Genomic DNA, 25,429 nt, shown 5'->3' with positions numbered 1-25,429 from the left:
GACCACCTCTTCGGCCTCTATCACGCCTTCTGCCACTTCCGCCTCTTCCGCGTCTTCGTTCGCGGATGCCCTGTTTTCGGCCATGCCGCCAAAGTAACCGGGCCGCGCGCACCGCGCAGACCAGGCACACCACCCTCAGAGCACCCATGCACCCCATTTGCACTCGGCCGAATCGCGCTCCGATCACCCCTCGGTAAGCTGACGGCATGACAGGACAAGTGCGTACCGTCGACGGTCGCGTGGCCGGCCGACGCGGGCAGGCGACCCGGCAGAAGCTGCTCGACTGCCTCAGCGAGATGCTCAGCTCCTCCCCCTACCGGGACGTCAAGGTCATCGATGTCGCCCGGAAGGCGGGTACTTCACCCGCGACCTTTTACCAGTATTTCCCGGACGTCGAAGGCGCCGTCCTGGAGATCGCCGAGCAAATGGCGGCCGAGGGCGCGGGTTTGACCGAACTGCTCGAAGGCCGGTCCTGGGCCGGTAAGTCCGGGTGGCAGACCGCGCAGGAACTCGTGGACGGCTTCCTGGAGTTCTGGCGCAAGAACGACGCGATTCTGCGCGTCGTCGACCTCGGCGCGGCCGAGGGGGACAAACGGTTCTACAAGCTCCGCATGAAAATTCTGAACTCGGTGAACAACTCCCTGGCGGACGCCATCGCCCAATTGCAGGCCAAGGGCAGGGTCGACAAGGACGTGAACCCGGCGGCGGTGGCCGGCTCGCTGGTCGCGATGCTCGCGGCGGTGGCGGCACACCAGAAGGGCTTCCAGTCCTGGGGTGTGAAGCAGGCCGAACTGAAGCCGAATCTGGCGCTGTTGGTCCACCTGGGCGTGACCGGAAAGAAGCCGACCAAGTAACACCCGGCTCTTATTCCAACACCCCAGTCCCCAAGTCCTGTCTGGCAGGCGGTGGTTCACCCGCGTGAGCGGTCGAGCCACCGCCTGCGCTGCTGTGCACTGCCGTGCGCTGTCATGCGCCGTCACGCGGGCAGCGGACGGTCCCGTACGACGTGCTTCATCACCAGCGTCGAGGTCAGCCGCTGCACTCCGGGCAGGGTCGCGAGCCGCTCGTCGTACAGCCGCTGGAAGGCCGCGAGGTCGGCGGTGGCGATCCGGAGCAGATAGTCGGGCTCGCCGAACAGGCGCTGGGCGTCGAGGACGTGCTCCAGCTCGCCCACGGCCCGCTCGAACTCGACGACCGTGTCCCGGTCCTCCTGCCGCATGGACACGAAGACCAGCGCCTCGAAGTTCAGGCCGAGCGCGGTCGCGTCCACGACCGCCCGGTAGCCCTGGATGGCCCCGGAGCGCTCCAGCTCGCGCAGCCGCCGGTGGCAGGGCGAGACGCTGAGCCGCACCCGCGCGGCCAGCTCGGTCACGGTCAGCCGCCCGTCCTGCTGCAGCTCGGCAAGGATCTTTCTGTCTACGTCGTCCACGAGGAAGATTCTTCCCCAGAACCCCGGATCATGGGCAAACTTCGGAAACACTTTCGGGCCATTCACGCCTAATGTCCCCAGTATGGATTCGGGACTGCTCTTCTCCTTCCTCGCCGTGGATCTGCTGCTGGTGTGCGTACCGGGCGCCGACTGGGCGTACGTCATCACGACCGCCCTGCGCGGCCGCTCGGTGCCGCGCGCGGTCACCGGTCTGGTCTGCGGCTACGCCCTGCACACGGCCTTGGCGACGGCGGGCCTGGCGGTCCTGGTCGCGGGCTCCCCGAAACTGCTGACGGCCCTGACGGTGGCGGGCGCGGGATATCTCCTCTGGCTCGGCTGGAGCGTCCTGCGCCGTCCGGCGGTGCCGGGTGCGGACGGCACCCCCACGGCCGGTGCGTGCCGGCTGTTCCTCCGCGGCGCCACGATCAGCGGCCTGAACCCCAAGGGCCTGCTGCTCTACTTCTCGGTCCTCCCCCAGTTCCTCACCCTCAAGGGCGCCCACCTGCCCGTCCCCGTCCAGACCGCGACCCTGGGCCTGCTCCACATGGCGTGCTGCGCGGCCGTGTACCTGAGCGTCGGCGCCCTGTCCCGCGCGCTGCTCGCCGCGCGGCCCGCGGCGGCTCGGGCGGTGACGCGCACGTCGGGGGCGGCGATGCTGGGGATCGGGGCGTTCTTGCTGGTGGAGCGGTTGGCGACGCTGTAGCTGCGCGAGGGCCGGAACCACTCGCCTAGCCCTCCGCGCGCGTCAGCCGGAAGAGGCGGATCTCCCGGTCCACCCGCGCCTGGTACGTGGCGTACGGCGGCCAGAACGCCAGCAGTGCCGTCCAGACGGCGGCCCGCTCCCGCCCCTCCAGCAGCCGGGCCGTGACGCGGACGTCCCGCCCCTTCCAGCTGATCGAGGCGTCGGGATGGGCGAGCAGATTGTGCGTCCAGGCCGGATGGGCCGTGCGGCCGAAGTTCGAGCCGACCAGGATCCAGCTCTTGCCGTCCGCCTCCGGCATGCAGGCCAGCGGGGTCCGGCGGGGCAGGCCACTGCGGGCGCCGGTGGAGGTGAGGACCACCCCGGGCAGCATCCGGGCGCTGAGCAGGAAGCGGCCGCCGGTGAGCCGGTGCACGCTCCGGTCGAGCGCGGGGACCATATGCGGGGCGACCTTCGCGAAGGCGCGGGTGGCCGACACCCGCTGCACGAGGCGGACGCCGAGGCCGGCCATCAGACGGCCACCTCGCCGCCCGCGAAGAGACCGGCGACCTCGGCGGCCCGGTCCCGCAACCGGTGCACCGGCCCGAACAGCAGCTCGTCCCCCGCCGCCCGCTTGAAGTACAGCTGCGCGTCATGCTCCCAGGTGAACCCGATCCCGCCGTGCAACTGAATCCCCTCGGCAGCAGCCCCCCGCAACGCCTCCAGGGCCTGCGCAAGCCCCAACCCACCAGCGCCCCGCTCCTCCTGCCCCTGCCCCTGCCCCTGCCCCTGCCCCTGCCCGAGCGTCGGCGGCGTCGGACCGGACCGCGGCCCGGCGCCCCGGCCGGAGGCCCACGCCGCGTAGTACGCCGCCGACCGAGCCGCCTGCACCCCCACATACGCATCGGCCAGCCGATGCTTCACCGCCTGGAAGGAGCCCACCGGCCGCCCGAACTGCTCCCGTTGCCCGACGTACTCCACCGTCCGCTCCAGCACCCGCTCGGCCGCCCCCACGGCCTCACAGGCCAGCACCGCGGCAGCCGAGTCCCCCACCGCGGCCAGCGCGGGCAACACGTCCACCCCCTCGTCCCCGAGCAACTCGCCCCGGACATCCCGGAGTTGTACCCGCCCCTGTGGCCGAGTGGCGTCCAGCACGGTCTGCCGGGCCCGTACGACACCGGCCGCATCCCCCGCCACCAGGAACAGCCGGGTCCGGGACCGCGCAAAGCCTCCGGTGTGCGCGGCGACGAGCAGCAGCCCCGCACTGTGCCCGTCCAGCACCTGGTCCACCTGCCCATAGAGCTGCCAGTCACCGTCCACACGCCGGGCCTGCACCCCCCCGGCCCGTCCGCCACCCGCCGTGAACCCGGAATTTCCGCAGGTCAGAGCCAGGACGGCGGCAAGGGCAGGACCGGGGACGGCCAGCGCGGCGGTCAGGCTGCCGGCGGCCAGCCGGGGCAGCAGCTCGGCACGCTGCGCCGCCGTCCCGAGGGCGAGGATCAGCGGGGCGGTGAGGACGGACGTGGCGAACAGCGGTGAGGGGGCAAGCGCCCGGCCGATCTCCTCGCAGGCGAGGGCCAGTTCGGTGACCGAGCAGCCGACACCGCCGTACCGCTCGGGCAGCGCGAGCCCCGGCAGGCCGAGCTGGTCGGCGAGGGCGGACCACAGGAGGGGATCGTGTCCGGCCGGGCTGTCGACGGCGCTCCGCAGCTCCGCCGGCCCGCACCGCTTGTGCAGCAGCTCGCGCAGGGTGCGGCGGATCTCGTCCTGCTCGGCGGTGAGGCGCGTGTCCATGACTCTTCCCTCCGCATCTGACGGACCGTCATATTAGGAGTCCGGAAACGATATGCACAGGGGAAGGTGGGCTCTCATGACTCCGGGAGGCCGGAAAGTCGCCGTGGTGGGTGTCGCGCTCTCCGACTGCGGGCGCGTCGACGACGCCACCGCCTACACCCTGCACGCGCAGGCGGCCCGTCGCGCCCTCGCGGACGCCGGGCTGGACCGCGCGCTGGTGGACGGCTTCGCCTCGGCCGGCCTCGGCACGCTGGCCCCGGTGGAGGTGGCCGAGTATCTGGGCCTGCGCCCCACCTGGGTGGACTCCACCTCGGTCGGCGGCTCGACCTGGGAGGTCATGGCGGCGCACGCGGCCGACGCGATCGCGGCGGGCCACGCCCATGCCGTCCTCCTCGTCTACGGCTCCACCGCCCGGGCCGACATCAAGGCCGGCAGGAGGACCGGCGACCTGTCCTTCGGCGCCCGCGGGCCCCTCCAGTTCGAGGTGCCCTACGGCCACACGCTGATCGCCAAGTACGCGATGGCCGCCCGCCGGCACATGATCGAGCACGGTACGACCATCGAGCAGTTGGCTCAGGTGGCGGTCCAGGCCAGGGCCAACGCGGCGCTGAACCCGGAGGCGATGTTCCGCGCACCGATCACCGTCGACGACGTCCTGGCCGGCCCGATGATCGCCGACCCCTTCACCAAGCTGCATTGCTGTCTGCGCTCGGACGGCGGTGCGGCGGTCCTGCTGGCGGCCGAGGAGTACGTACGGGACTGCCGTACGGCCCCGGTCTGGATCCTCGGCACCGGCGAGCACGTCTCGCACGCGGCGATGTCGGAGTGGGCGGACTTCACGGTGTCCCCGGCGGCGGTGAGCGGACGCCTCGCCTTCGAGCGGGCGGGGGTGCGCCCGGCCGAGATCGACTTCGCGGAGATCTACGACGCCTTCACCTATATGACCCTGGTGACCCTGGAGGACCTGGGTTTCTGCGGGAAGGGCGAAGGCGGGGCGTTCGTGGAGAAGGGCCGGCTGCTGGTCCGCGGCGGGGAGCTGCCGGTGAACACGGACGGCGGCGGACTGTCGGCCCAACACCCGGGAATGCGGGGGCTGTTCCTGCTGGTCGAGGCGGTGCGGCAGCTGCGCGGGGAGGCCGGGGAGCGGCAGGTGCGGCGGCCCGGCGGAGAGCTGCCGCGGCTGGGCGTGGCGTCCGGGACGGGCGGCTGGTTCTGTTCCTCCGGGACGGTGGTGCTCGGCCGGAACTGATCGGCCCGGGAGCCGTACGGGAAGACGGCTCGTACCGGCCGGTGTTGCCGCCGGCCACGGACGAGCCGCAGGAGGAGACCGACATGGCGTTGACCCGCGAAGAGCGAGAGGCGTTCCTGGCCGAGCCGCACATCGCCGCGCTGGCGGTGGACGCGGGCCCCGGGCGCGCACCGCTGGCCGTGCCCATCTGGTACTGGTACGAGCCCGGCGGCGACGTGTGGATCATGACCGGGCGGGAGTCCCGCAAGTACGCCCTGATCAGCGCGGCGGGCCGGTTCACGCTGATGGTCGAGCGGGTGGAGCCGACGGTCAGGTACGTGTCGGTGGAGGGACCGGTGGTGAACACGGCTCCGGCGACGCTCGAAGGGCTGCGGGCGATCTCGGCGCGCTATCTGCCGGCCGAGAAGGTGGACGGCTACGTCGACTTCGCCCGGAAGAACCACGGGGAGCAGGTGGTGGTCCACATGCGCCCCGAGAGGTGGGTGTCGTCGGATCTCGGCCAGGTGTGAGCGCGCGGGCCGGATGTGAGCGGCAGGGCCGGATGTGACCATTGGGGGCATGGGAACTGATCTCCCGGCGCTGCTGAGGTCGCTGCGGGTGTGGGACGCGGGGGCGACGACGCTGCCCGCCTTCGACCCGGACACCGCCCCGCCGACCCCGCTGGCCCTGTTCACGAGCTGGTTCGCGGACGCGGTCGCGGCCGGGCAGCCGGAGCCGCACACGATGTCGCTGGCCACGGTGGACGAGGAGGGGGAGCCGGACGTACGGATCGTGATGCTGCACGGCGCCGACGCGGACGGCTGGTCCTTCGCCACGCACGCCACGAGCCGCAAGGGCCGCGCCCTCGCCGCCCACCCGTACGCGGCGCTGGCCTTCTACTGGCCGGCGCTGGGCCGCCAGGTGCGGCTGCGCGGGCCGGTGACGTCCGCACCCTCCGAGGAGAGCCAGGCGGATCTGCACGCCCGCTCCACGGGTGCCCTGGCCGCCGCCCTCACCGGCCGGCAGAGCGCGGAGCTGTCCTCGCTGGACGAGCTGCGGCAGGCGTCGGAGACGGCCTGGGAGCGGGCCCGTGAGAACCCGGCCGAGCCGTCCCCGACCTGGACCCTGTACCGGCTGCGCCCGCGGACGGTGGAGTTCTTCCAGGGCGACCCGGACCGGCGGCACGTACGCCTGGAGTACCGCAGCACGGAGTTCGGCTGGAGCCGCGGCCTGCTCTGGCCGTGAGCCGCCCCTCCCGCCGGACGCGCCTCGTCACGCGAACCGGACGCGCCCCGGTCACTCGAAGACGTGACGGTTCTGTCGTACGAAGTCGGCGAACCCCAGGGGTGCGCGGCCGGTGAGGTCGGTGACGGTCGACGTGACGGTGTCGGCGCCGCCGTAGCGGTAGGCGCGGGCCACCTCGATCAGGGCGTCGGCCTGGAACTCCGGCATCCCGCGGCCGAGCATCATCGCGCGCGCCTCGTCGTCGGCCGGACCCACGTAGCGCACCGGCTTGCCGAGCACGTCGGAGAACTCCGCCGCGGCTTCGGCGTAGGTCAGTGCCTTCGGCCCGGTGAGGTCGTAGACGCGGCCGTCGTGGCCGTCGGTGGTGAGGACGTGCGCGGCGACGCGAGCGATGTCGCCGGTGTCGATGAAGCTGATGGGTGCGGTGACCAGGGGCAGCCGGAGCTCCCCGGCCTCGCGGACGGAGGGCTGGCGCAGGAAGTTCTGCAGATGGAAGTTGGGCCGCAGGAAGGTCCAGGGCAGCCCGGACGCGATCAGTGCCTCTTCGACGGGCCGGTGCAGCCGGGCGATCGGCGTGAGTTCCTCGTCGGCCCGCCAGACCGACAGCTTGACCACCCGGGCGCCCGCCTTGCGGGCGGCTTCCACCATGTTGAGTTCGAGCGTCGTCTGGGCGGGGCCGGTCGCGCCGAGAAGGAACACGGTGTCGACACCGTCGAGTGCGGGGCCGAGCGTGTCCGGCACGGCCAGGTCGAGCGTCACCGCCCGGCCGCCCGACTCGATCACCCGGTCGGTGGTGCGCGGATCGCGGTACGCGGCCCGCGTGGCCGCGCCGCAGGCTTGGAGACTCTCCAGGAGAGCCCTGCCGACGTTCCCGCTCGCCCCGGTCACCAGAATCATGGTCGCCTTCCCCCGTCAGTCTTCTTCGGGCCGTCGGCGCCGAAGCGCCACACCGCGAAGTCCGCCACCGGACGGTAGCCGATCAGCTGGTACAGGGCGTTGCTCGTCGGGTTGGCGAGGTCGGTGAAGAGGAGGATCTCGGCGGTGCCCGCCGCTCGTGCGGCGCGGCTGACCTCCGCCGTGGCGGCGCCCGCGTAGCCGCGCCCGCGCAGGCCCGCCGGGGTGTAGACGGGGGCGACACGGACCTGGCCGGCGGTTTCCGGGGTGACTCCGGCCAAGGAGACGGGGGTGCCGTCCGGGGTCTCCCATAGGGTGACGCCGCCATGGGCGATACGGGCGTCGGCCCATGCGGCCGGATCCCGGCCGGCGCCGTTGCCCACGGCCTGCGCGAACTCCCCGTACCAGCGCTCCAGCAGCGCACGGTCCCCGTCGTCCGCGATCCGCGCGCGCCCCTCGGGCCTGGGCTGTGGGACCGTCAACTCCGCCAGGCGGTACAGCCGTTGCCGCTGCTGGACCGTCCCTGTCGCGCCGGTCCGCCGCCGCCAGGCCGCGGCGACGGCCTCCGCCGTCTCCCGCGGTCCGGAGATCCCGGAGACCGTGTGGTCCAGCTCCGCGAGCCGGTCCGCCAGTGCGTCGGCAGCGACGGGGGTGAGCGCGGTGACGTGCGCGGGGAAGGGCGGGGTGTGCAGCAGGGCCGCGCGGACCCTGCCGTCGCCGTTCCCCTCCAGAACACCGAAGACGGGGTCCTCGGGGCCGTAGAAATGCCGGCCGCGGCGGCGCAGTGCGTCCGTCGTCGTCAACAGCACCGTGTGCAGGGCCGGTTGGGCGGACAGGAAGTCGCCCGCGCGGGCGAGGAAGTCGTCCAGGTCTTCGGTGAGATACCAGTTCTCGGGGCTCATGCACCCCAATGATCGGGCTCACCCACCCGGCTGGAACACCGGTTTTCCGTCCCGGAACGTCACCCGCAGGGCCATCCCCGCCGCCAGGGCTCCCGCCGCGCAGTTCACGACCTCCGTCATCATCCGCGGCCCCTCCACCAGGTCGACCACCGCGGCCACATAGGGCGTACGGTCGCCGAAGGGCGGCAGGTCATTGCGGTGGACGGTGGACCAGGTGTAGAGCGCGGCACGGCCGCTCGCCTCCTCCCAGGTCACCCGCTCGCTCCAGCAGTGCGGGCAGAACTCGCGGGGGTAGTGGTGGGCCCGGCCGCAGGCCCCGCAGCGGCGGATCAGCAGCCGGCCCCGCGCGGCCGCCTCCCAGTAGGTGCGGGTGAAGGCGTCGGGCTCGGGGACGTCGTACCGCACCGCTCCCATCAGAACCAGCCCAGCCAGGCATCGAGCGACCAGGTCTGCCAGGACATGCCGAAGAACCCGACGAGCGAGATCAGCGCCATCATCGAGTTCTGGCCCTGCTCCGCCCAGTCGTGGATCATCAGGACGAAGTAGGTCGCGTTCAGCAGCAGACCGCCGAGCAGCGCGACCGGGGTCAGGAAGCCGAGGATCAGGCCGAGGCCCAGGGAGAGTTCGGCGTAGGCGACGAGGTACGCCATCAGCTTCGGATGCGGCTTCACCATCGTCTCGAAGCCGGTCCGCACCGGCGCCCAGCGGTGTTTCTCCGCGACGCCCGCCGCCCAGGCGATGCCGCTGCCGCGCTCGAACCAGGCCTTCTTGTCCTTGTGCCGCCAGCTCTCCAGCCACCACAGCCCGAGACCGATCCGCAGCACCGCCAGCCATTCCGCGCCGTCGAGCCATATCGAGTCCATGGATCTGACGGTACGTCAGCTTGCCTGAGTACGTCAGATGGCCGGAGAGAAATAGCGCACACTTTCCCCTGATCCACGTGGGCTACGTCACTTGTAGCGCATACTTCTCCACACGCGTGATCAATCCGCAACCAATTCCGGTCTTGACCGAGACCCATCAACCGGGTGGGTGATTACGCTCCGGAGTATGGCCGTCTCCCCCTGTGCTTCCGTGCATCTCTCCGCGACGCCCGCCGCCCGCCCGGTCTACGTCATAGGCGCCGGTCCGGGCGGTCTGGCCGCCGCGCACGCGCTGCGGAGCCGGGGCATACGGGCCGTGGTCCTCGAAAAGGCGGACCGCGTCGGCGCCTCCTGGCGCGGCCACTACGACCGCCTGCGGCTGCACACCACCCGGCGGCTGTCCGCCCTGCCGGGCCTGAAGATCCCCCGGAGGTTCGGGCGCTGGGTCGCCCGGGACGACGTGGTGCGCTATCTGGAGACGTACGCCGAGCACCACGAACTGGAGATCGTCACCGGTGTGGAGGTCTTCCGCGTCGAGCGCGCCGGGGACGGCGGCGGCTGGCTGCTGCACGCCTCCGGCGGGCGCGAGCTGACCGGCAGCGCGCTGGTCGTCGCCACCGGCTACAACCACACCCCGCGCATCCCCGACTGGCCGGGCCTCGCCGACTACGGCGGGGAGTTCCTGCACGCCGGCGGCTATCGCAACGCAACCCCGTACGCCGGCCGGGACGTCCTGGTCGTCGGCGCCGGCAACACCGGCGCCGAGATCGCCGTGGACCTGGCGGCGGGCGGGGCCGCGCGGGTGCGGCTGGCCGTGCGCGGCGCCCCGCACCTCGTGCGCCGCTCGACGCTCGGCTGGCCCGCGCAGTACTCGGGCGTGCTGGTACGGCGACTGCCGGTGGGGCTGGTGGACCGGCTGTGCCGGATCCAGGCGAAGGTCGGCGTGCCGGACCTGTCCGCCCAGGGGCTGCCCCGCCCGGACACCGGCCTGTACAGCAGGGCCCTGGAGGGTGCCATCCCGGTGCAGGACGTCGGCCTGATCGACGCCGTGCGCAAGGGGAAGGTGGAGGTCGTGGCCGCCGTCGAGTCCTTCGAGGGCGGGAATCCCGGAAAGGTCGTCCTCGCCGACGGCAGCCGCATCGAGCCGGACGCCGTGATCGCGGCGACGGGGTATGTGCGGGCGCTGGAGGGGCTGGTCGGGCATCTCGGGATACTGGACGAGCGCGGCAGGCCGGTCGTGCACGGCGGCCGTACGTCCGCCGAGGCGCCCGGCCTGTACTTCACCGGGTTCACCAACCCGATCAGCGGGATGTTCCGGGAGATGGCGCTCGACGCCGGGAGAATCGCGAAGGCGGCGGCCAGGCAGCTCCGCGCCCGTCCGTGATCTTGCGGAACCGCTCGTCCCACGACTCCGCGGTTCCCACCCATCGGTAACTTTGCGACTCCGACCCATTCCTGACATTGCGTCAGTTCAGTAATCTGACAGAGCGTCAGTTTACTTGTGCTGTCTCACAGGAGCGGGCGGACCGATGCTTGGATCAACCCACGGCACCCTCACCACCGACTCCCGCCTGGCCCGGGTGATCGCCTGCGGCGAGCAGCGGCCCGGACCCGTCGTCCATGACCGGGTCGACGACCTGGACGTCAGCGGGCGGCCGCTGTACGCGGACGTACCGGACCTGACCCGCTTCTTCCGGCCCGAGTCGGTCGCCGTGATCGGCGCCTCGGACGCGGAGGGACGGCCCAACACCGGGATCACCCGGCAACTGCTGGCATGGGCCGAGCGGGTGGGCGCACGGGTGCACCCGGTGCACCCGACCCGCCCGTCGGTCTTCGGCATCCCCTGCACCGCCTCCGTCGCCGACCTGCCCTCCGGACAGATCGACCTGGCCGTACTGCTGGTGACCGACCCACTGCCGGTGGTCGAGGAACTGGCGGACGCCAAGGTGAAGTTCGCGGTGGCCTTCGCCTCCGGGTTCGCCGAGACCGGGGAGGCGGGCGCCGAGGCCCAGCGGCGGCTCGCGGAAGCGGTACGGCGCTCGGGCCTGCGCCTGCTCGGTCCGAACACCAACCTGAACGCCTTCGAGCACTTCCGCGAGGACCTGACCGGCCCGGCGATCGCCCTGATCACCCAGTCCGGCCACCAGGGCCGCCCGGTGTTCTCGCTCCAGGAGCTGGGCATCCGGCTCTCGCACTGGGCACCCACCGGCAACGAGGCCGACCTGGAGACCGCCGACTTCCTCTCCTGGTTCGCCGAGCGGCCCGAGGTCGGCGCCATCGCCTGTTACGTGGAGGGCCTGAAGGACGGCCGCGCCTTCCTGCTGGCCGCCGACCGCGCCGCCCGCCGCAAGGTGCCGGTGGTCGCGGTCAAGGTGGGCCGCACCGAGACCGGTGCCCTAACGGCCGCCTCGCACACCGGCAAGCTCACCGGCGCCGACGACGTGGTGGACGCGGCGATGCGCCAGTTCGGAGTCGTACGCGTCGACGGCCTCGACGAACTCCAGGACACCGCGGCCCTGTTGGCGCGGGCGCGGGCTCCCCTGGCGGACGGTGTGGCCGTCTACTCGATCTCCGGTGGCACCGGCGCCCATGTCGCGGACCTCGCCACGGCCGCCGGGCTGCGGCTGCCCCGCCTGCCGGAGGCCAAGCAGGCGGAGCTGCACCAGTGGATACCGGAGTACCTGAGCGTGGCCAACCCGGTGGACAACGGCGGGCATCCGGTGGGCGACCGGCGCGGCCGCAAGATCCTCGACGCGCTCCTCGCCGACCCGTCGATCGGGGTGCTGATCTGCCCCATCACCGGGCCCTTCCCGCCCCTGAGCGACAAGCTCGTGACGGACCTGGTCGCGGTCGCCGAGGAGACGGACAAGCTGGTGTGCGTGGTGTGGGGCTCACCGGTGGGGACGGAGCCGGCGTACCGCGAGACCCTGCTCGGCTCGTCGCGCGTGGCCACCTTCCGCACGGTGGGCAACTGCCTGACGGCGGTCCGGGCCTGGCTGGACCACCACGCGTTCGTCAGCGACTACCGCTCGCCCTTCGACGAGGCCCCGCGCCTCCCGTCCCCCTCCTTCCGCAAGGCGGAAGCCCTGATGCGTCCGGGCCGGCAGCTGAGCGAGCACGCGGCCAAACAGCTCCTGCGCGCCTACGGCATCCGAGTGCCGCGCGAGCAACTGGTGACCAGCGCGGCGGCGGCCGTACGGGCGGCCGCCCAGGTCGGCTACCCGGTGGTGATGAAGGCCTCCGGCGCGCAGATCGCCCACAAGACCGAACTGGGCCTGGTCAAGATCGGGCTGACGTCCGCCAGCCAGGTCCGCGACGCCTACCGCGAGCTCACGGACATCGCCCGCTACGAGGGCGTCCCGCTGGACGGGATCCTGGTGTGCCAGATGGTCGAACAGGGCGTGGAGATGGTCGTCGGCATGACGCACGACGACCTGTTCGGCCCGACGGTGACGGCCGGCCTCGGCGGCGTCCTGGTGGAGGTCCTGCACGACGCGGCCGTCCGCGTCCCGCCGTTCGGCGAGGAGCAGGCCCGCGCGATGCTCGCCGAACTGCGCGGCCGCGCCCTGCTGGACGGCGTCCGCGGCCGCCCGCCGGCCGACCGGGACGCACTGGTGGAGGTCGTGCTCCGGGTCCAGCGCATGGCCCTCGAACTGGGCGACCACATCGCGGAGTTGGACATCAACCCGCTGATGGTGCTGCCGCGGGGGCAGGGGGCGGTCGCGCTGGACGCGCTGGTGGTGTGCCGGTGAGCGGGATCGGCCATGAGGTGCGGGAACAGGTCTCGTACCTGACGCTCGACCGCCCGGACGCCCTCAACGCCCTCACCCCGGACATGCGGGACGCCCTCATCGACCGCCTGTCGGAGGCGTCGGCGGACCCGGACGTACGGGCGGTGGTCCTGACCGGCACGGGTCGCGGCTTCTGCGCGGGCGCGGACCTGCGCGGTGGAGCGGGCTCCGGCGAGCGGATCCCCGGCGACGTGGCACGGATGCTGCGCCTCGGCGCCCAACGCCTGATCACGGCGGTCCTGGACTGCGAGAAGCCGGTGCTCGCCGCGGTGAACGGCACGGCGGCGGGCCTGGGCGCGCATCTGGCGTTCGCCTGCGATCTGGTCCTGGCCGCCGAGTCGGCCCGCTTCATCGAGGTGTTCGTACGGCGGGGCCTGGTACCGGACGCCGGCGGCGCCTACCTCCTCCCCCGCCTGCTGGGCCCCCACCGGGCGAAGGAGCTGATGTTCTTCGGCGACGCCCTGCCGGCGCCGGACGCGGAGCGCCTGGGCCTGATCAACCGGTCCGTCCCGGACGACGAGTTGCGGAAAACGGCCCACGCATGGGCCACCCGCCTGGCCGCCGCCCCCACCCGCGCCCTGGCCCTGACCAAGCACCTGCTGAACACCTCCCTGGAATCGGACCGCGCCACCGCCTTCGCGGCGGAGTCCTGGGCCCAGGAGATCAACATGACGACCGAGGACGCCCGGGAGGGATTGCGGGCATTCGTGGAACGCCGGGAGCCGGAGTTCCGGGGCCGGTGAGGGTCACCGGTCGCCGGGCTTCCTATCTGACACACCGTCAGCTTCAATGGGGGACGTGATGGGACACGCAGGGGCGGCGGCCGCCGCCGTCCGGTATCTGAGGCCGAGGGCCGTGGAGCCGTTGCCGCGGCCGGAGTTGCGATGCGTACGGCAGGACGAGCGGGCCCCCGTCGACCCGGCCGAGTTCCGGCGGGTGCTGGGGAACTTCGCGACCGGGGTCACGGTCATCACCGCCCCGGCCGCCGAGGCCGATGCGGGCCCCGCCGGCTTCGCCTGCCAGTCCTTCGCCTCCCTCTCCCTCGACCCGCCCCTGGTCTGCTTCATGGTCGGCCGTACGTCGACCACCTGGCCCCGCATCGCCCGCGCGGGCGTCTTCTGCGTCAACGTGCTCAGCGCCGACCAGGGCGAACTGTGCCGGGCCTTCGCGGTGAGCGGCGCGGACAAGTTCGCGGGCGTGCCGTACGACGCGGCGCCGGCCTCCGGTTCCCCGCGCCTGACCGGCACCGCCGCCTGGATCGACTGCACGATCCACGCCGTACACACCGGCGGCGACCACCTCATCGTCGTGGGCCGGGTGACCGCCCTCGGCACGGAGGAGCCGGCCGACCCGCTCCTCTTCCACCGGGGGCGGTTCGCCCGACTTGCTCCCCAGGCGTGACGGTCAGCGGGCCACGGGCCACCGCGGGGAGGCGCCCTTCACTGCCGCGTGCGAGACCTACGCGAACTGCTGGAGGAAGGCCTGCCAGCTGTCGCGGGAGACGGTGAGGAGGGGGCCGGCGGGGCGCTTGCTGTCCCGGACGGCTCGGCCGTTGTCGGCGGTGTCGGCGACCTCTACGCAGTTTTGCTCCGGCTGGGAGTACGACGACTTCCGGAAGGGACTTACAACCTCGGTCACGATGCGTCATCCTTCAGGCTCCGCAGTATGCCCCGGATGAGCTTCGCGCTCGCGTCCGGTGCCAGTGCCGACGATCGTAGTAGGTCGTACATATTGGCGTAAGCGGTGAGGTCTTCAGGGCCTTCGAGGACCGATGCTCCTCTCAGGTTCTCCAGGGTCACTGCTTCGACCACCGGCTCGGAATCGAAGCTGAAGGCGGAGAAGGCAGACGTCACGGATCCCAGTACGCCCGCGCTGAACGGCAGCACCTGCACGGTGACGTTCTTCCGCTTGCCGATCTCGAGGATCGCGGCGAGCTGCTCCTGGTGAATTCCGGTGCTCACCAGTGGGTGTGCGATGACTGATTCCCAGAGGATGGTGGAGTACGTTGCCCCGCCTTCCTCGATCTTCGCCTGCCGACTCTCGCGCACCTTTTCCAACTGAGCGATCCGCTCCGGGGCGATGTAGTGGGGATTTCCCGTGGCGATCGCCTGTGCGTACGAGGGAGTTTGCAGGAGCCCCGGGATCAGGGCCGGCTGCCACTCCCGAATGTAGGTCGCGTCGTCCTCCAGCGCGATGTGGTCGAGATAGTCCGGCCGCAGGTGCGCTGCATGCTCAAGCCACCAGCCCCGGCGCTTCGACTGACGAGCCAACTCCTCCAGTTTCTGCCGGACTTCGGTGTCATGCACCCCGTACGCGTCCAACATCGCCCGGATTTCGAGCGGGCGAGCAGAAACATGTCCGGTCTCGATGCGGCTGACCCTGGTCTGGTGGGCGGCGATCACCTCGGCAGCCTGAAGCTGATCCAGCTTCGCCGCCAGCCGATACGTCTTGAGCGCAGCGCCAAGTCGCCTGCTACGCACGGTCGGTCGTCCAGCTACAGGCATTCTGGCCCCTCTCTATCGCAACGAAACTGTAGAGCATGCCGCGCTCGAACATATACCTAACAGCATGTATGCACCTCAATCGATTGCGCCTTCCTTCATTGCGGCCCTAGCCTCATGAGTACACGCTGCTTGCAGCAACGCATCTTGACGACACGTCAGGAGGTACGGCACCCCCATGCCCGAAACCGAAACCTTCCGCATCCCCAAGCGCAGACAACACGTGTCAACCGCCCGTCAGTACATCCGCAAAGCCCTCGCGGACTGGGGGATCACGGGTGAACTCGCCGACGCCGTCACCCTGTCGGTGAGCGAACTCGTCACCAACGCCGTGACCCACTGCCGAACGCCCTACGCCCAGGTCGAGGTCACGCTCACCCTCCGGGAAGCGGAGCTGATGCTGGAGGTCTCGGATCCGGACAGGGACGCGCTTCCCCGGTGCCACGACTCCGGCCCGGACGAGGAAGGCGGACGCGGACTGGCACTCGTGGAGGTATTGGCCGATGCCTGGGGTTGCCGACGAGAGCCGTACGCAAAGTGCGTGTGGGCCCTCTTCGCGCTGGTCAAGATAGAGGGAGCCCATGCTCCGGCTGGTTTATGACGCTCTCGCCCGCCTGTTCATCAAGCCGCGCCCCCGTCACACAGGGACCGACTTGGAGATCGCGCGGGAGCTCCGGACACCTGACCCGTACGTGTGGCAGCTCCCGAGCCCTTACGACGCCCGCTGGCGCCGCTGGTCCAAGCGCTCCCGCGCGGCTGGCCGCTACCTGCCGTTTCCGCACGACGAGGAGTGCTGGCAAACCCCTTCCCCGGCACGGGCGTCCCCCTGGGACACCTCCGACGACGTGGTACGCCGCTACGTATTCACATGCTGACGCTTCCGGATCAGCGGATCTCGTACATCTCGTGCGGGATGGCGCGTTCCCAGACCGCCCCAAAGGCGTCCGAGCACTGCTTGACGAGGCTCGGCTCCGTGCGCAATTCCTTGGCCGGGTCGGCCCATTCGCCGACGCCAGTGAAGTGGTTGAAGAGGACCTGCTTCCCATCGAAGATCCACAGGTCAGCGCCTGGCAGCATCAGGTCGACCGCCCGCAGGCGGGGCAGCCATCGCACCTGCTCGCCGGCCGCGACGTTGACGAGTGTGCCCGCATGCTCGTAGCGGATGTAGTCGGTGACCGGTTCTGAGACGATGCGGGCACGTCGTACGACGACGCCGCGGGCGACCGTGCGGGAGATCAAGCTGACCCAAGGTGCCCAGTATTCTGAGGCGGGATCAGTGTCTATCCGGCCCGTGCTCAGCCACGTGTTGAAGTCATCCGCCTCGTCGCCCACGGCGTACTGGTCACGCATTTCGAGGTGCACGGCGCAGCATTGTGCAGCTTCCATGAGGTCGTCAAAGCTGGGCAGGTTCTGCGGCATGCCAGGCCTCCTTGAGCGGGTACTCACACACGTATACTCCGGCGGACGCGGGCGATCACCTGCTGGGCGTCGGCGCCGAAGACGGCCGACTCCGCGAAGGTGTCCCAGACGCGGCGGTAGAGAGCGATCGTTTCGGCGTCGTCCAGCCAGAGTTCGGCGTGCCAGTCCTCGACCACGACGAGGCGCTCGTCCAGCATGCAGAAGGAGTTGCCCAGCGCCAAAGGCAGGTTGGCATCCAGCGGCAGGATTCCCATGCGCACGGTGTCCATGCCCACCACGCCGAGCAAACGGTCAAGTTGGGCCGCCAGTACCTCTGGTGGGCAGATGCGAGCCCACAGCACGCTCTCATGCATGAGCAGGTTCAACCGCTTGCCTGGACGGTACAGCCACTCCTGCCGTTTCATGCGAGCCCGCACAGCGGTTTCCGTGTCCCGCGGCGCATCCTGAAGCGCGGAGTGGCCCTCGAAGACGTACCGGGCATAGTCGGCTGTTTGGAGCATCCCGCTGACAGCGGCGTTGCTCAACGCGTGCATCGTCTGGGCGTCGGAGACGAGAGTGTTCCAGGTTTCCTGAACCGGGCCGTGCCCTTGCGCGAGCTGGCGTCGCCAGGAACGGATATGGCTCTCAAAACCCTTCAGCCGGGCGCGCAGCTCCGGGAACACGGCAGGCTGCCCCACAGCCTCGACCCATGCCCGGAGGTCGTCGTCCGTGGGTGTCTGTCTGCCGTTCTCCAGCTTGCTGACCTTCGACTGCGGCCACCCCAGCCGTTGGGCCAGTTCCGTACCGGTGAGCCGACCATCAGGGCTGTCGACGCGGAGTTCCCTGAGCCTGCGGCCCAGTTCTGCACGCGCCCTCTGATAGTCCGTGCTCACCGGTACCCGCTCATGCTCCTACGCGTTGCTGTCCATCTCCGCCGTGAACTGCTTCCACGGTACGGCGTGATGCCAAGCAGCATCCCGGATCATGGCGCAACGCACCACCTCTGCCGGTTCCGTGATGAGGTCCACGTGGGTGAGTTGGTCGTCGTCATCGAACCGCAGGAGCGCGATGAGGCGGCTGTCGAACAGCCAGAAGTCCTCGGCGGGGAGGCGGAGCCGATCTGCGTCGGCACGCCACATGTTGCGGATGTCCTCACCGGTCGCGATGTTCCACCTGGCGCCGTCGAGGAGGTAGCTCTGCCCGGTGGTGGCGGGTTGGTCCACGATCCGCACCCGCTCGACGCGCTTTCCCTGTGCGGTCTGCGCACGGATCGTGTCGCGGAACCCCTTGGCCGGCGAGCCCTCCGGCCAGTCCTCGACGACGCTCCCGGTCTCGATGAACCGCTCCCAGCGGTCGCTGGCCTCGTCACTCGCGTACCGACGACGGGTCTCCAACCTCCATGCAGTGTGCTCGAACTTGGCGAACAAATCACTGAACTCGTCCAGATCGATCGTCCGCACCTGCCGCGCCCTCTCCTTCGGCGCCCAGTCCACCAGCAGCTCACGTGGGACCACCACGGCAACCTCTCCATCCGAGAGGTGCTGGAGCTGCGCCACGTCTTCTGTGCCGGTCAGCGGAGGCCCGTGCACGATGATCTCCCCGCTGTCCAAGTCCTCGTGTAGGGACGGGCATCCGCCGATGTCGCTGCCCGTCCCGTTGAACCGCAACCTGCGCGCCATGTACGACCCCCTTGGGGCTCGACGATGTTGGTAGACACAGCCTGTCGGTGCCACTGAGTGAATGTCCATGCATCCAGCGTTACCGCGTGAGAATAATGGAGAATATTCCCGGCCTTGCGCTTCTCCCCCCTCCTACGGTCATCTCCCGAAGCCACACCAACTCGGGGAGACACGGTGACAGCCATGGCCAAGGCGAAGCAGAAGCGCTCGGCGACGCAGTTGCCCAGCGGCTACGACGTCTGGCTGTTGGACTGCGTACCGGCCACCGGCTGTGACGTGTGTGCCGCCAACTGGCGGCAGCTGGCCGCTTGCAAGCAGTCCGGTGACGTCGCGCAGGCCGCGCGCCACGCCACCGAGATCCGGGACCACACCTCGGGCGTGCACGGAAAGCCGTGATCCGGGCACCCGCGCCCGACTCCCCTCCCTTGAACTCCCGCCCGCCAAGGGCGGCGGCGGTCAGTCATGGCCGCGACAGCGAGCAGGAAGGTGCAGTAATGCTGAACGGAATCGATCTGTACGCGCTCGACCTCAGCGGTCCCTCGTTCGTGAAGGCCTGCGGGGGCAACACCCACCCGGACGGCGAGTCGTGCGTGACCCTGGCCCGGATCGGAGACGACGCCTGGGCCCTCGGTGACAGCAAGCAGCCGGAGGCGCAGCCGCTGAGGTTCACCACGGAGGAACTGACCGTGGCCGGGATCGACCCGGCACGGTTCGGCCTGCCCGTCTGACGCAACCCCTCACCCCCCGGCCGGTCCTGGCCAGGCCCGGCCGGATTCACGAACACCGACGCCCCGAACTGGACGACCGACCCGTGCACCACCACGGCTACCTGTGGACCGGCCCCAAGGCCCGCTTCGACCAGGAAGCGCTACGACGCCCACCCCACCCCGAGCCGCCGCCGGCAGGCAGCAGACCGGAACTGATCCAGCGCCATCGCGAGGTGGCCGCGGAGTTCCCCACGTCGGATCTGCCGCCGCTGGAAACGGCGTACTGGCTCGTCAAACCACGCACGCTGGTGCGCGGCACATGGCCGGAACCGAAACCGGCGACGGCATGGCTGAGTGACCGTTTGACCGAGTACGCGCCCCGGTTCGCGTCCGAGGCCGAGCGCGACGGCAGACGCCTGGCCGCCCTCGTCGCCTCCGCCCGCGAGCGGCTGGCATCAGGCGGTGACGTATCGCTCGGCTTCTACCTCGAACGCCCCTCCTACCTCTCCCTGGCCCTGGTGACCTGTTCCCCGAACCACGAGAGCCGCGATCTCCCCTGCCCTCTGGCCAGGGGTGATCCGCCAGCACGCCCCTTCGCTCCCCTTCACTCCCCATTTCAGGCCGCCGCCGGCACGGGAACCACCGGTCGCCGCCTGATCACCAGGGACATCAGCGCCGCCGCCGCGCACAGCGTGCCGGAGGCGTACCAGACGAGGTCGTAGGAGCCGAAGACGTCGCGGGCGAGTCCGCCGAGGTAGGCGACGAGGGCCGCGCCGACCTGGTGGGAGGCGAGCACCCAGCCGAAGACGATGGCGCTGTCCTCGCCGAACTGCTCCCGGCACAGGGCCAGGGTGGGCGGGACCGTGGCCACCCAGTCGAGGCCGTAGAAGACGATGAAGAAGAGCATCGGGGGGTGGACGGCGGGGCCCAGCAGCATCGGGAGGAAGAGGAGGGAGAGGCCGCGCAGGGCGTAGTACACCGCCAGCAGGCGGCGGGGTTCGAAGCGGTCGGTGAACCAGCCGGAGGCGATCGTGCCGACGACGTCGAACACGCCGATGACCGCGAGCAGCGAGGCCGCCGTGGTGACGGGCATGCCGTGGTCGTGCTCGGCGGGCACGAAGTGGGTCTGGATCAGGCCGTTGGTGGAGGCGCCGCAGATCGCGAAGGTGCCGGCGAGCAGCCAGAAGGTGCCGGTGCGGGCGGCGGTCGAGAGGACGTTCAGCGTGCGGCGGGCGGCGCCCGTCACCGGCGGCGGCTTGGGTATGAACTCCCTTGCGCCGTACGGCTTCTGGCCGATGTCGGCCGGGTGGTCGCGCAGCAGGATCCAGACGAAGGGGACCACGGCCAGGGCGGCCAGCGCCACGGTCACGGCCGCCGGGCGCCAGCCGTGGTGCTCGACCATCCAGGACAGCAGCGGCAGAAAGATCAGCTGGCCGGAGGCGGACGCGGCGGTGAGGATGCCGCTGACCAGTCCGCGCCGCTCGGTGAACCAGCGGTTGGTGACCGTCGCCGCGAAGGCCAACGCCATCGAGCCGGAGCCCAGGCCCACCAGCAGGCCCCAGCACAGCCACAGCTGCCAGGCCGCCGTCATCCACACGGTCAGGCCCGAACCGGCCGCGATCACGAGCAGCGCCACGGCCACCACCCGGCGGATGCCGAAGCGGTCCATCAGCGCCGCGGCGAAGGGGGCGGTCAGGCCGTAGAGCGCGAGGTTGATGGAGACGGCCGCGCCGATCGTGCCGCGCGACCAGCCGAACTCCTGATGCAGGGGGTCGATGAGCAGGCCGGGCAGGGAACGGAAGGCGGCCGCGCCGATGATCGTGACGAAGGTGACGGCGGCGACGAACCAGGCGCGGTGCACCCGGCGGCGCCGGGCGGGCGGGGCGGCCTGGACGGGGGCTGCGGACGAGGCTGCGGCTGGGCTTGTCTGAGTCACGTCATCAAGCGTCCGGTTTCCGGCTCCGCGCATCGAGTGGCCCGAAGGACAGTATCCGCTAGGATCGGGCCATGAGTGTCGTAGCTGAAGGATCCGAGGACTTCCGGCCGCATCGGGTCGTCGTGCTCGCCCTCGACGGCCTGCTCCCCTTCGAACTGGGCATCCCGCACCGCATCTTCGGCCGCCCGAAGGACGAGCGGGGCAGGCTGCTGTACGAGGTGGTGACCTGCTCGGTACGGCCGCCCGGCGCGGTCGAGACGGACGCCGACTTCGCCGTGCACGTCCCGCACGGCCCGGAGGCGCTGGCCGAGGCCGACACGGTGATCGTCCCGGCGTCGTACGAGCTGGGCCCGGTCTTCGAGGAGGGCCGGCTCACCGAGGAGTTGGCCGCTGCGCTCGCCCGCATCCGGCCCGGTACCCGGCTCGCCTCCATCTGCACCGGTGTCTACGTCCTCGCCGCCGCCGGCTACCTCGACGGCCGCCCGGCGACCACGCACTGGGCCGACGCCGAGCGCTTCCAGCGGATGTTCCCGAGGATCAGGGTCGACGCGGACGTGCTGTTCATCGACGACGGCGACGTGCTGACCTCGGCCGGCGTGGCCGCCGGGATCGACCTGTGTCTGCACATGGTGCGCCGCGACTTCGGTACGGCGGTCGCCAACGACGTCGCCCGGCGTACGGTCGTACCGCCGTACCGGGACGGCGGCCAGGCCCAGTACATCCACCGCCCGGTCCCGGACCCGCAGCTGGCCACGACGACCGCGGCCCGCGCCTGGGCGCTGGGCCGCCTCCACGAGCCGATCCAGCTGCGCGACATGGCCGGGCAGGAGGCCATGTCGGTACGCACCTTCACCCGCCGCTTCCGCGAGGAGGTCGGGGTCAGCCCCGTCCAGTGGCTGACCCAGCAGCGCGTCGAACGCGCCCGCCATCTGCTGGAGACCACGGACCTGTCCATCGACCAGGTGGCGCGCGAGGCCGGCTTCGGCACGGCCCAGTCGATGCGCCAGCATCTCCAGCAGGCGCTCGGGGTGACACCGACGGCGTACCGGAGGACGTTCCGGACGGGCGCCGGGGTGTGCGGGCCGGCGGTCAGAACGTGAGCACCGCCCGCGCCACCCGGCCCGCCTCCGCGTCCGCGCGGGCCTTGGCGAAGTCCTCCACCGGGTAGACGGCCGTCACCAACTCGTCGAGCAGCAGGCGCCCTTGGCGGTACAGCTCGGCGTACAGGGCGATGTCCCGCTGGGGGCGCGAGGAGCCGTAGCGGCAGCCCAGGACGGACTTGTCGAGGTAGAGGGAGGAGACCAGGAAGGACGCCTCCGCGGTGGCCGCGGGGACGCCGAGCAGGATCGCCTGGCCGTGCCGGTCGAGAAGGTCGATGGCCTGCCGGATCAGCTCCACCCGGCCGACGCACTCGAAGGTGTGGTCGGCGCCCGCGGGCAGGATGTCCCGCACGCCATCCGTCGAGGTCAGGAAGTCGGTGGCGCCGAACTGCCGGGCCACCTCCGCCTTGGCCGGATTGGCGTCCACGGCGACGATCCTGAGCGCCCCCGCGAGCCGGGCGCCCTGCAGCACGTTCAGCCCGATGCCCCCGGTCCCGATGACGACGACACTGTCCCCGCGGTCCACCCGGGCCCGGTTCAGCACCGCGCCCACGCCCGTGAGCACCCCGCACCCGATCAGCGCGGCGGACTCCAGGGGGATGTCCTTCGGGATCGGCACCGCCTGCACGGCCTTGACGACGGTCCGCTCCGCGAACGCCGAGTTGGAGGCGAACTGATGGACCGGTCCGGTGCCCCGGCTGAACGGCTTCCCCGGGCGCCCGATCGCCTGCCGGCACATCGTCGGCCGGCCCCGGTCGCACTCCGGGCAGGTGCCGCAGTTGGCGAGCGTGGACAGCGCCACATGGTCACCGGGCCGGACATGGGTGACCCCCACGCCGACCGCCTCGACCACCCCGGCCCCCTCGTGCCCCAGCACCACCGGTACCGGGAAGGGAATGGTGCCGTCCACCACGGACAGATCGCTGTGGCACAGTCCCGCCGCCGCGATGGCCACGAGCACCTCGCCGGGCCCCGGCCCGCGCACCGCCAGGTCGTCCACCACCTGGACCTGCTTGCCGTCGAACACCACACCACGCATCACACGGCCCCCTTGGGCTCTCTGGGCAGACCGAGCACGCGCTCGGCGATGATCGTGCGCTGGACCTGGTCGGAGCCGCCGTAGATGGTGTCGGCCCGGGAGAACAGGAACAGGTGCTGGTCGGCGTCGAGTTCGTACGGCACCGAGGGCGACCAGTCCGTGGGGCCGACGGTGGCCGCCGCGCCCCGGACCTGCATCGCCAGCTCGCCCAGCCGCTGGTGCCAGCCGGCCCACAGCAGCTTGGCCACGCTGGGCGCGCCGGGGTCGGCCGAGCCGCCGAGGGTCCGCAGGGCGTGTCGGCGCATGGTCCGCAGCTCGGCCCACTGCCGTACGAGCCGCGACCGTACGACGGGATCCCGCACCGCCCCGTTCCGCACGGCGGTCCGGATGATGCCCGCCAACTCCTCGGCGAACCCGATCTGTTGGGAGAGGGTCGACACCCCGCGCTCGAACCCGAGCAGGCTCATGGCCACGCGCCACCCCTGCCCCTCTCCCCCGACGACGTGCTCCGCGCGCGCGTGCGCCCCGTCGAAGAAGACCTCGTTGAAGTCGCTGGTGCCCGTCATCTGCCGGATGGGGCGGACCTCGATACGGCCGGGCTGGTCCATGGGGACGAGCAGGAAGCCGAGCCCGTGGTGGCGGCGGGAGTCCGGGTCGGTGCGGGCCAGCACGAAGCACCAGTCGGCCTCGTGGGCGAGCGAGGTCCAGATCTTCTGCCCGCTGATCCGGTACCCCTCCCCCTCCCGCACCGCCACCGTCCGCACCCCGGCCAGATCCGAACCGGCGCCGGGCTCGCTGTACCCCTGGCACCACAGCTCCTCCCCGGCCGCGATCGGCGGCAGAAACCGGGACTTCTGCTCCTCGGTGCCGTGTACGAGGAGCGTGGGGGCGAGCAGGTTCTCGCCGATGTGGCCCGAACGCGGGGGTGCGGGAGAACGGGCGTACTCCTCGGCCCAGGCGACCTGCTGGGTGAGCGTGGCGGTCCGGTTGCCGTATCCGGACTCCGGCCAGCCGATCCCGATCCAGCCGGCCCGACCGAGGGTGCGTTCCCAGGTACGTCTGCTCGTCGCCGGGTTGGCGTGCGCGGCCAGCCATGCGCGGGCCTCGGCCCGAAATTCGTCATCCTCATCACTGAACCCGAAATCCATGGTGGACCACCTCCGATTGGGGGCCGAATGTGGGCGCTGCCAGCTGCAACCCCCTAGGGGCGCGGGGCTGTGTCAGATATGCGGCTACCGCCGCGTGCGCGCGATCAACCACGACGAACCCGCAGCCGCGACACCACAACGCGCCCCGAACTATTAGGCGTTCGGCCGAGACCCACTCCGCGCCGCCGCTTCCATCGCCAAAAGCTGGGACAGCATCGGCATCGGATCCACCCCCACCTCGCCCGGCAGAACCTCGGCAATCCGCTCCGGCGTCCACGCTCCCTCCCCGTGAACCGAACGGAGTTCCCTCGGCTGGGCCCACACCGCGATCTTCGGTCCGGCGACCGTGTACACCTGCCCGGTGATGTCCAGCGCGGCGGCCCGGTCCGACAGCAGGTACACCACCAGCGCCGCCACATCCTCCGGCTCGCCGATCTCCGTCAGTTCCATGGGCACGTGCGCGGACATCCGCGTACGCGCCACCGGCGCCACCGCGTTCGCGGTCACCCCGTACTTGTGCAGGCCCAGCGCGGCGCTGCGGACGAGCGAGATGATCCCGCCCTTCGCCGCGCTGTAGTTGGCCTGGGACACCGAGCCCTGGTGGTTGCCGCTGGTGAAACCGATCAGCGTGCCGGAGCGCTGCCCGCGCATCACCGCGGACGCCGCCCGGAAGACGGTGAACGTGCCCTTGAGGTGGGTGGCGATCACCGGATCCCACTCCTCCTCGGTCATGTTGAACAGCATCCGCTCGCGCAGGATCCCGGCCACGCACACGACCCCGTCGAGACGGCCGTACGACGCCAGGGCCGCGTCGACGACCCGTTGCCCGCCCGCCATCGTGGAGATGTCGTCGGCCACCGCGACCGCGTCCCCGCCCGCCGCCTCGATCTCCTTGACGACGGCCTCGGCGACCTCGCTGGTGGGCGAGGCGCCGTCCATGGCGACGCCGTAGTCGTTGACGACGACCCTCGCCCCCTCGGCGGCCGCCGCCCGCGCGACCGCCCGGCCGATGCCGCGTCCGGCACCGGTCACGGCGACGACCTTTCCTGCCAAGAAGTTCCCCACGCCCGGCCCCTTCCCGCGGTTTCTGACGGTC

Annotated in this window: 29 protein-coding genes and 1 pseudogene; 14 read left to right on the top strand and 16 right to left on the bottom strand. The window is 71.1% G+C overall.

The window, feature by feature from the left end:
• Nucleotides 1-206: 206 nt before the first annotated feature.
• The gene (locus AB5L52_RS25010) at nt 207-854 is read left to right on the top strand and encodes a TetR family transcriptional regulator (protein ID WP_369366295.1); all 648 of its coding nucleotides are present in this window, start codon (nt 207-209) and stop codon (nt 852-854) included.
• Between the two features lie 122 nt (nt 855-976).
• Here the strand turns inward: AB5L52_RS25010 and AB5L52_RS25005 are convergent, their stop codons facing one another.
• Nucleotides 977-1,429, bottom strand: a complete 453-nt coding sequence (locus tag AB5L52_RS25005; protein WP_351028890.1) for an Lrp/AsnC family transcriptional regulator — start codon at nt 1,427-1,429, stop codon at nt 977-979.
• An 82-nt stretch (nt 1,430-1,511) separates the two neighbouring features.
• Here AB5L52_RS25005 and AB5L52_RS25000 point away from each other — a divergent pair, with 82 nt between their 5' ends.
• The gene (locus AB5L52_RS25000; RefSeq protein ID WP_369366292.1) at nt 1,512-2,132 is read left to right on the top strand and encodes a LysE family translocator; all 621 of its coding nucleotides are present in this window, start codon (nt 1,512-1,514) and stop codon (nt 2,130-2,132) included.
• 25 nt (nt 2,133-2,157) lie between these two features.
• Here AB5L52_RS25000 and AB5L52_RS24995 read toward each other — a convergent pair whose 3' ends face one another.
• On the bottom strand, nt 2,158-2,640 hold the full coding sequence (locus AB5L52_RS24995; protein WP_369366290.1) for a nitroreductase family deazaflavin-dependent oxidoreductase: 483 nt from the start codon (nt 2,638-2,640) through the stop codon (nt 2,158-2,160).
• A complete protein-coding gene (locus AB5L52_RS24990; protein WP_369366288.1) occupies nt 2,640-3,902 on the bottom strand; it encodes an acyl-CoA dehydrogenase family protein in 1,263 nt (420 codons plus the stop codon). Before AB5L52_RS24990 ends, AB5L52_RS24995 begins: the two co-directional genes overlap by 1 nt.
• 76 nt (nt 3,903-3,978) lie before the next feature.
• Here AB5L52_RS24990 and AB5L52_RS24985 point away from each other — a divergent pair, with 76 nt between their 5' ends.
• The 3 genes from AB5L52_RS24985 to AB5L52_RS24975 all read left to right on the top strand — a co-directional run bounded on the left by AB5L52_RS24985 (nt 3,979) and on the right by AB5L52_RS24975 (nt 6,375).
• Nucleotides 3,979-5,151, top strand: coding sequence for an acetyl-CoA acetyltransferase (locus AB5L52_RS24985; protein WP_351571970.1), 1,173 nt, complete (start codon nt 3,979-3,981; stop codon nt 5,149-5,151).
• Between the two features lie 83 nt (nt 5,152-5,234).
• Entirely contained in the window at nt 5,235-5,660 is a 426-nt protein-coding gene (locus AB5L52_RS24980) for a pyridoxamine 5'-phosphate oxidase family protein (RefSeq protein WP_351028881.1), read from the top strand.
• A gap of 49 nt (nt 5,661-5,709) precedes the next feature.
• Complete coding sequence (locus AB5L52_RS24975) at nt 5,710-6,375, top strand: pyridoxal 5'-phosphate synthase (RefSeq protein WP_369366287.1); 666 nt, start codon at nt 5,710-5,712, stop codon at nt 6,373-6,375.
• Nucleotides 6,376-6,426: 51 nt separating this feature from the next.
• Here the strand turns inward: AB5L52_RS24975 and AB5L52_RS24970 are convergent, their stop codons facing one another.
• The 4 genes from AB5L52_RS24970 to AB5L52_RS24955 are packed head-to-tail and all read right to left on the bottom strand — an operon-like array spanning nt 6,427 to nt 9,034.
• Nucleotides 6,427-7,272 (bottom strand): SDR family oxidoreductase, encoded by an 846-nt coding sequence (locus AB5L52_RS24970; RefSeq protein ID WP_369366284.1) that lies wholly within the window; start codon nt 7,270-7,272, stop codon nt 6,427-6,429.
• A complete protein-coding gene (locus AB5L52_RS24965) occupies nt 7,269-8,171 on the bottom strand; it encodes a GNAT family N-acetyltransferase (RefSeq protein WP_369366283.1) in 903 nt (300 codons plus the stop codon). Before AB5L52_RS24965 ends, AB5L52_RS24970 begins: the two co-directional genes overlap by 4 nt.
• A gap of 18 nt (nt 8,172-8,189) precedes the next feature.
• Complete coding sequence (locus AB5L52_RS24960; RefSeq protein WP_369366281.1) at nt 8,190-8,585, bottom strand: Zn-ribbon domain-containing OB-fold protein; 396 nt, start codon at nt 8,583-8,585, stop codon at nt 8,190-8,192.
• Nucleotides 8,585-9,034, bottom strand: coding sequence for a DoxX family membrane protein (locus tag AB5L52_RS24955; RefSeq protein ID WP_351028872.1), 450 nt, complete (start codon nt 9,032-9,034; stop codon nt 8,585-8,587). The genes AB5L52_RS24960 and AB5L52_RS24955 overlap by 1 nt, the downstream gene beginning before the upstream one ends.
• Nucleotides 9,035-9,221: 187 nt before the next feature.
• Here AB5L52_RS24955 and AB5L52_RS24950 point away from each other — a divergent pair, with 187 nt between their 5' ends.
• The 4 genes from AB5L52_RS24950 to AB5L52_RS24935 all read left to right on the top strand — a co-directional run bounded on the left by AB5L52_RS24950 (nt 9,222) and on the right by AB5L52_RS24935 (nt 14,226).
• Nucleotides 9,222-10,418, top strand: coding sequence for a flavin-containing monooxygenase (locus AB5L52_RS24950; protein WP_369366279.1), 1,197 nt, complete (start codon nt 9,222-9,224; stop codon nt 10,416-10,418).
• Between the two features lie 145 nt (nt 10,419-10,563).
• On the top strand, nt 10,564-12,786 hold the full coding sequence (locus AB5L52_RS24945; RefSeq protein ID WP_369366277.1) for an acetate--CoA ligase family protein: 2,223 nt from the start codon (nt 10,564-10,566) through the stop codon (nt 12,784-12,786).
• Nucleotides 12,777-13,568, top strand: a complete 792-nt coding sequence (locus AB5L52_RS24940; RefSeq protein ID WP_351765803.1) for an enoyl-CoA hydratase-related protein — start codon at nt 12,777-12,779, stop codon at nt 13,566-13,568. Before AB5L52_RS24945 ends, AB5L52_RS24940 begins: the two co-directional genes overlap by 10 nt.
• 58 nt (nt 13,569-13,626) lie before the next feature.
• Entirely contained in the window at nt 13,627-14,226 is a 600-nt protein-coding gene (locus AB5L52_RS24935) for a flavin reductase family protein (protein WP_369368966.1), read from the top strand.
• Nucleotides 14,227-14,283: 57 nt separating this feature from the next.
• Here the strand turns inward: AB5L52_RS24935 and AB5L52_RS24930 are convergent, their stop codons facing one another.
• Both AB5L52_RS24930 and AB5L52_RS24925 read right to left on the bottom strand, forming a co-directional pair.
• Entirely contained in the window at nt 14,284-14,463 is a 180-nt protein-coding gene (locus AB5L52_RS24930) for a DUF397 domain-containing protein (RefSeq protein ID WP_351765807.1), read from the bottom strand.
• Nucleotides 14,460-15,329: a helix-turn-helix domain-containing protein gene (locus AB5L52_RS24925; RefSeq protein ID WP_369366275.1), complete on the bottom strand. Its 870-nt coding sequence runs from the start codon at nt 15,327-15,329 to the stop codon at nt 14,460-14,462. The genes AB5L52_RS24930 and AB5L52_RS24925 overlap by 4 nt, the downstream gene beginning before the upstream one ends.
• Before the next feature lie 175 nt (nt 15,330-15,504).
• Here AB5L52_RS24925 and AB5L52_RS24920 point away from each other — a divergent pair, with 175 nt between their 5' ends.
• A complete protein-coding gene (locus AB5L52_RS24920) occupies nt 15,505-15,927 on the top strand; it encodes an ATP-binding protein (protein WP_351028862.1) in 423 nt (140 codons plus the stop codon).
• Between the two features lie 284 nt (nt 15,928-16,211).
• Here AB5L52_RS24920 and AB5L52_RS24915 read toward each other — a convergent pair whose 3' ends face one another.
• From AB5L52_RS24915 to AB5L52_RS24905, 3 genes are read right to left on the bottom strand one after another with little or no spacing between them, the layout of a single operon-like run.
• Nucleotides 16,212-16,745 carry a DUF6879 family protein gene (locus AB5L52_RS24915; protein WP_351028860.1) on the bottom strand — a complete coding sequence of 178 codons (534 nt, stop codon included), beginning with the start codon at nt 16,743-16,745 and terminating at the stop codon, nt 16,212-16,214.
• Nucleotides 16,746-16,768: 23 nt separating this feature from the next.
• Nucleotides 16,769-17,617, bottom strand: a complete 849-nt coding sequence (locus AB5L52_RS24910; RefSeq protein WP_369366273.1) for a helix-turn-helix domain-containing protein — start codon at nt 17,615-17,617, stop codon at nt 16,769-16,771.
• Nucleotides 17,618-17,635: 18 nt separating this feature from the next.
• Nucleotides 17,636-18,403, bottom strand: coding sequence for a DUF6879 family protein (locus AB5L52_RS24905; RefSeq protein ID WP_369368965.1), 768 nt, complete (start codon nt 18,401-18,403; stop codon nt 17,636-17,638).
• Nucleotides 18,404-18,586: 183 nt separating this feature from the next.
• Between AB5L52_RS24905 and AB5L52_RS24900 the strand changes: the two genes are divergently transcribed.
• From AB5L52_RS24900 to AB5L52_RS24890, 3 genes and pseudogenes are all read left to right on the top strand, one after another.
• Entirely contained in the window at nt 18,587-18,799 is a 213-nt protein-coding gene (locus tag AB5L52_RS24900; protein ID WP_369366270.1) for a hypothetical protein, read from the top strand.
• A gap of 98 nt (nt 18,800-18,897) precedes the next feature.
• A complete protein-coding gene (locus AB5L52_RS24895) occupies nt 18,898-19,131 on the top strand; it encodes a DUF397 domain-containing protein (protein WP_369366269.1) in 234 nt (77 codons plus the stop codon).
• A gap of 83 nt (nt 19,132-19,214) precedes the next feature.
• A pseudogene (locus AB5L52_RS24890) lies at nt 19,215-19,676 on the top strand (hypothetical protein); the annotation flags it as partial.
• Between the two features lie 50 nt (nt 19,677-19,726).
• On the opposite strand, the gene AB5L52_RS24885 reads toward AB5L52_RS24890, so the two are convergent.
• Nucleotides 19,727-21,046, bottom strand: a complete 1,320-nt coding sequence (locus AB5L52_RS24885; RefSeq protein ID WP_351765823.1) for an MFS transporter — start codon at nt 21,044-21,046, stop codon at nt 19,727-19,729.
• Between the two features lie 71 nt (nt 21,047-21,117).
• On the opposite strand from AB5L52_RS24885, the gene AB5L52_RS24880 reads away from it, so the two are divergent.
• Nucleotides 21,118-22,146 (top strand): GlxA family transcriptional regulator, encoded by a 1,029-nt coding sequence (locus tag AB5L52_RS24880; RefSeq protein ID WP_369366267.1) that lies wholly within the window; start codon nt 21,118-21,120, stop codon nt 22,144-22,146.
• Here the strand turns inward: AB5L52_RS24880 and AB5L52_RS24875 are convergent.
• The 3 genes from AB5L52_RS24875 to AB5L52_RS24865 all read right to left on the bottom strand — a co-directional run bounded on the left by AB5L52_RS24875 (nt 22,136) and on the right by AB5L52_RS24865 (nt 25,398).
• Complete coding sequence (locus AB5L52_RS24875) at nt 22,136-23,185, bottom strand: alcohol dehydrogenase catalytic domain-containing protein (RefSeq protein ID WP_369366266.1); 1,050 nt, start codon at nt 23,183-23,185, stop codon at nt 22,136-22,138. The genes AB5L52_RS24880 and AB5L52_RS24875 overlap by 11 nt on opposite strands.
• A complete protein-coding gene (locus tag AB5L52_RS24870) occupies nt 23,185-24,333 on the bottom strand; it encodes an acyl-CoA dehydrogenase family protein (RefSeq protein ID WP_369366264.1) in 1,149 nt (382 codons plus the stop codon). Before AB5L52_RS24870 ends, AB5L52_RS24875 begins: the two co-directional genes overlap by 1 nt.
• A 153-nt stretch (nt 24,334-24,486) precedes the next feature.
• Nucleotides 24,487-25,398: an SDR family NAD(P)-dependent oxidoreductase gene (locus AB5L52_RS24865; RefSeq protein WP_369366262.1), complete on the bottom strand. Its 912-nt coding sequence runs from the start codon at nt 25,396-25,398 to the stop codon at nt 24,487-24,489.
• Nucleotides 25,399-25,429 lie beyond the last annotated feature (31 nt).

It is taken from the genome of Streptomyces sp. CG4, from assembly GCF_041080655.1.
GTDB lineage: Bacteria > Actinomycetota > Actinomycetes > Streptomycetales > Streptomycetaceae > Streptomyces.
This window is presented reverse-complemented; position numbering and strand designations above follow the sequence as displayed.

Bases quoted from the DNA above. Each gene is read 5' to 3' on its own strand.
- AB5L52_RS25010 (WP_369366295.1), top strand. From the start codon at position 207: ATGACAGGACAAGTGCGTACCGTCGACGGTCGCGTGGCCGGCCGACGC.
- AB5L52_RS25000 (WP_369366292.1), top strand. From the start codon at position 1,512: ATGGATTCGGGACTGCTCTTCTCCTTCCTCGCCGTGGATCTGCTGCTG.
- AB5L52_RS24995 (WP_369366290.1), bottom strand. From the start codon at position 2,640: ATGGCCGGCCTCGGCGTCCGCCTCGTGCAGCGGGTGTCGGCCACCCGC.
- AB5L52_RS24990 (WP_369366288.1), bottom strand. From the start codon at position 3,902: ATGGACACGCGCCTCACCGCCGAGCAGGACGAGATCCGCCGCACCCTG.
- AB5L52_RS24985 (WP_351571970.1), top strand. From the start codon at position 3,979: ATGACTCCGGGAGGCCGGAAAGTCGCCGTGGTGGGTGTCGCGCTCTCC.
- AB5L52_RS24980 (WP_351028881.1), top strand. From the start codon at position 5,235: ATGGCGTTGACCCGCGAAGAGCGAGAGGCGTTCCTGGCCGAGCCGCAC.
- AB5L52_RS24975 (WP_369366287.1), top strand. From the start codon at position 5,710: ATGGGAACTGATCTCCCGGCGCTGCTGAGGTCGCTGCGGGTGTGGGAC.
- AB5L52_RS24970 (WP_369366284.1), bottom strand. From the start codon at position 7,272: ATGATTCTGGTGACCGGGGCGAGCGGGAACGTCGGCAGGGCTCTCCTG.
- AB5L52_RS24965 (WP_369366283.1), bottom strand. From the start codon at position 8,171: ATGAGCCCCGAGAACTGGTATCTCACCGAAGACCTGGACGACTTCCTC.
- AB5L52_RS24960 (WP_369366281.1), bottom strand. From the start codon at position 8,585: ATGGGAGCGGTGCGGTACGACGTCCCCGAGCCCGACGCCTTCACCCGC.
- AB5L52_RS24955 (WP_351028872.1), bottom strand. From the start codon at position 9,034: ATGGACTCGATATGGCTCGACGGCGCGGAATGGCTGGCGGTGCTGCGG.
- AB5L52_RS24950 (WP_369366279.1), top strand. From the start codon at position 9,222: ATGGCCGTCTCCCCCTGTGCTTCCGTGCATCTCTCCGCGACGCCCGCC.
- AB5L52_RS24945 (WP_369366277.1), top strand. From the start codon at position 10,564: ATGCTTGGATCAACCCACGGCACCCTCACCACCGACTCCCGCCTGGCC.
- AB5L52_RS24935 (WP_369368966.1), top strand. From the start codon at position 13,627: ATGGGACACGCAGGGGCGGCGGCCGCCGCCGTCCGGTATCTGAGGCCG.
- AB5L52_RS24925 (WP_369366275.1), bottom strand. From the start codon at position 15,329: ATGCCTGTAGCTGGACGACCGACCGTGCGTAGCAGGCGACTTGGCGCT.
- AB5L52_RS24920 (WP_351028862.1), top strand. From the start codon at position 15,505: ATGCCCGAAACCGAAACCTTCCGCATCCCCAAGCGCAGACAACACGTG.
- AB5L52_RS24915 (WP_351028860.1), bottom strand. From the start codon at position 16,745: ATGCCGCAGAACCTGCCCAGCTTTGACGACCTCATGGAAGCTGCACAA.
- AB5L52_RS24905 (WP_369368965.1), bottom strand. From the start codon at position 18,403: ATGGCGCGCAGGTTGCGGTTCAACGGGACGGGCAGCGACATCGGCGGA.
- AB5L52_RS24900 (WP_369366270.1), top strand. From the start codon at position 18,587: ATGGCCAAGGCGAAGCAGAAGCGCTCGGCGACGCAGTTGCCCAGCGGC.
- AB5L52_RS24895 (WP_369366269.1), top strand. From the start codon at position 18,898: ATGCTGAACGGAATCGATCTGTACGCGCTCGACCTCAGCGGTCCCTCG.
- AB5L52_RS24880 (WP_369366267.1), top strand. From the start codon at position 21,118: ATGAGTGTCGTAGCTGAAGGATCCGAGGACTTCCGGCCGCATCGGGTC.
- AB5L52_RS24875 (WP_369366266.1), bottom strand. From the start codon at position 23,185: ATGCGTGGTGTGGTGTTCGACGGCAAGCAGGTCCAGGTGGTGGACGAC.
- AB5L52_RS24870 (WP_369366264.1), bottom strand. From the start codon at position 24,333: ATGGATTTCGGGTTCAGTGATGAGGATGACGAATTTCGGGCCGAGGCC.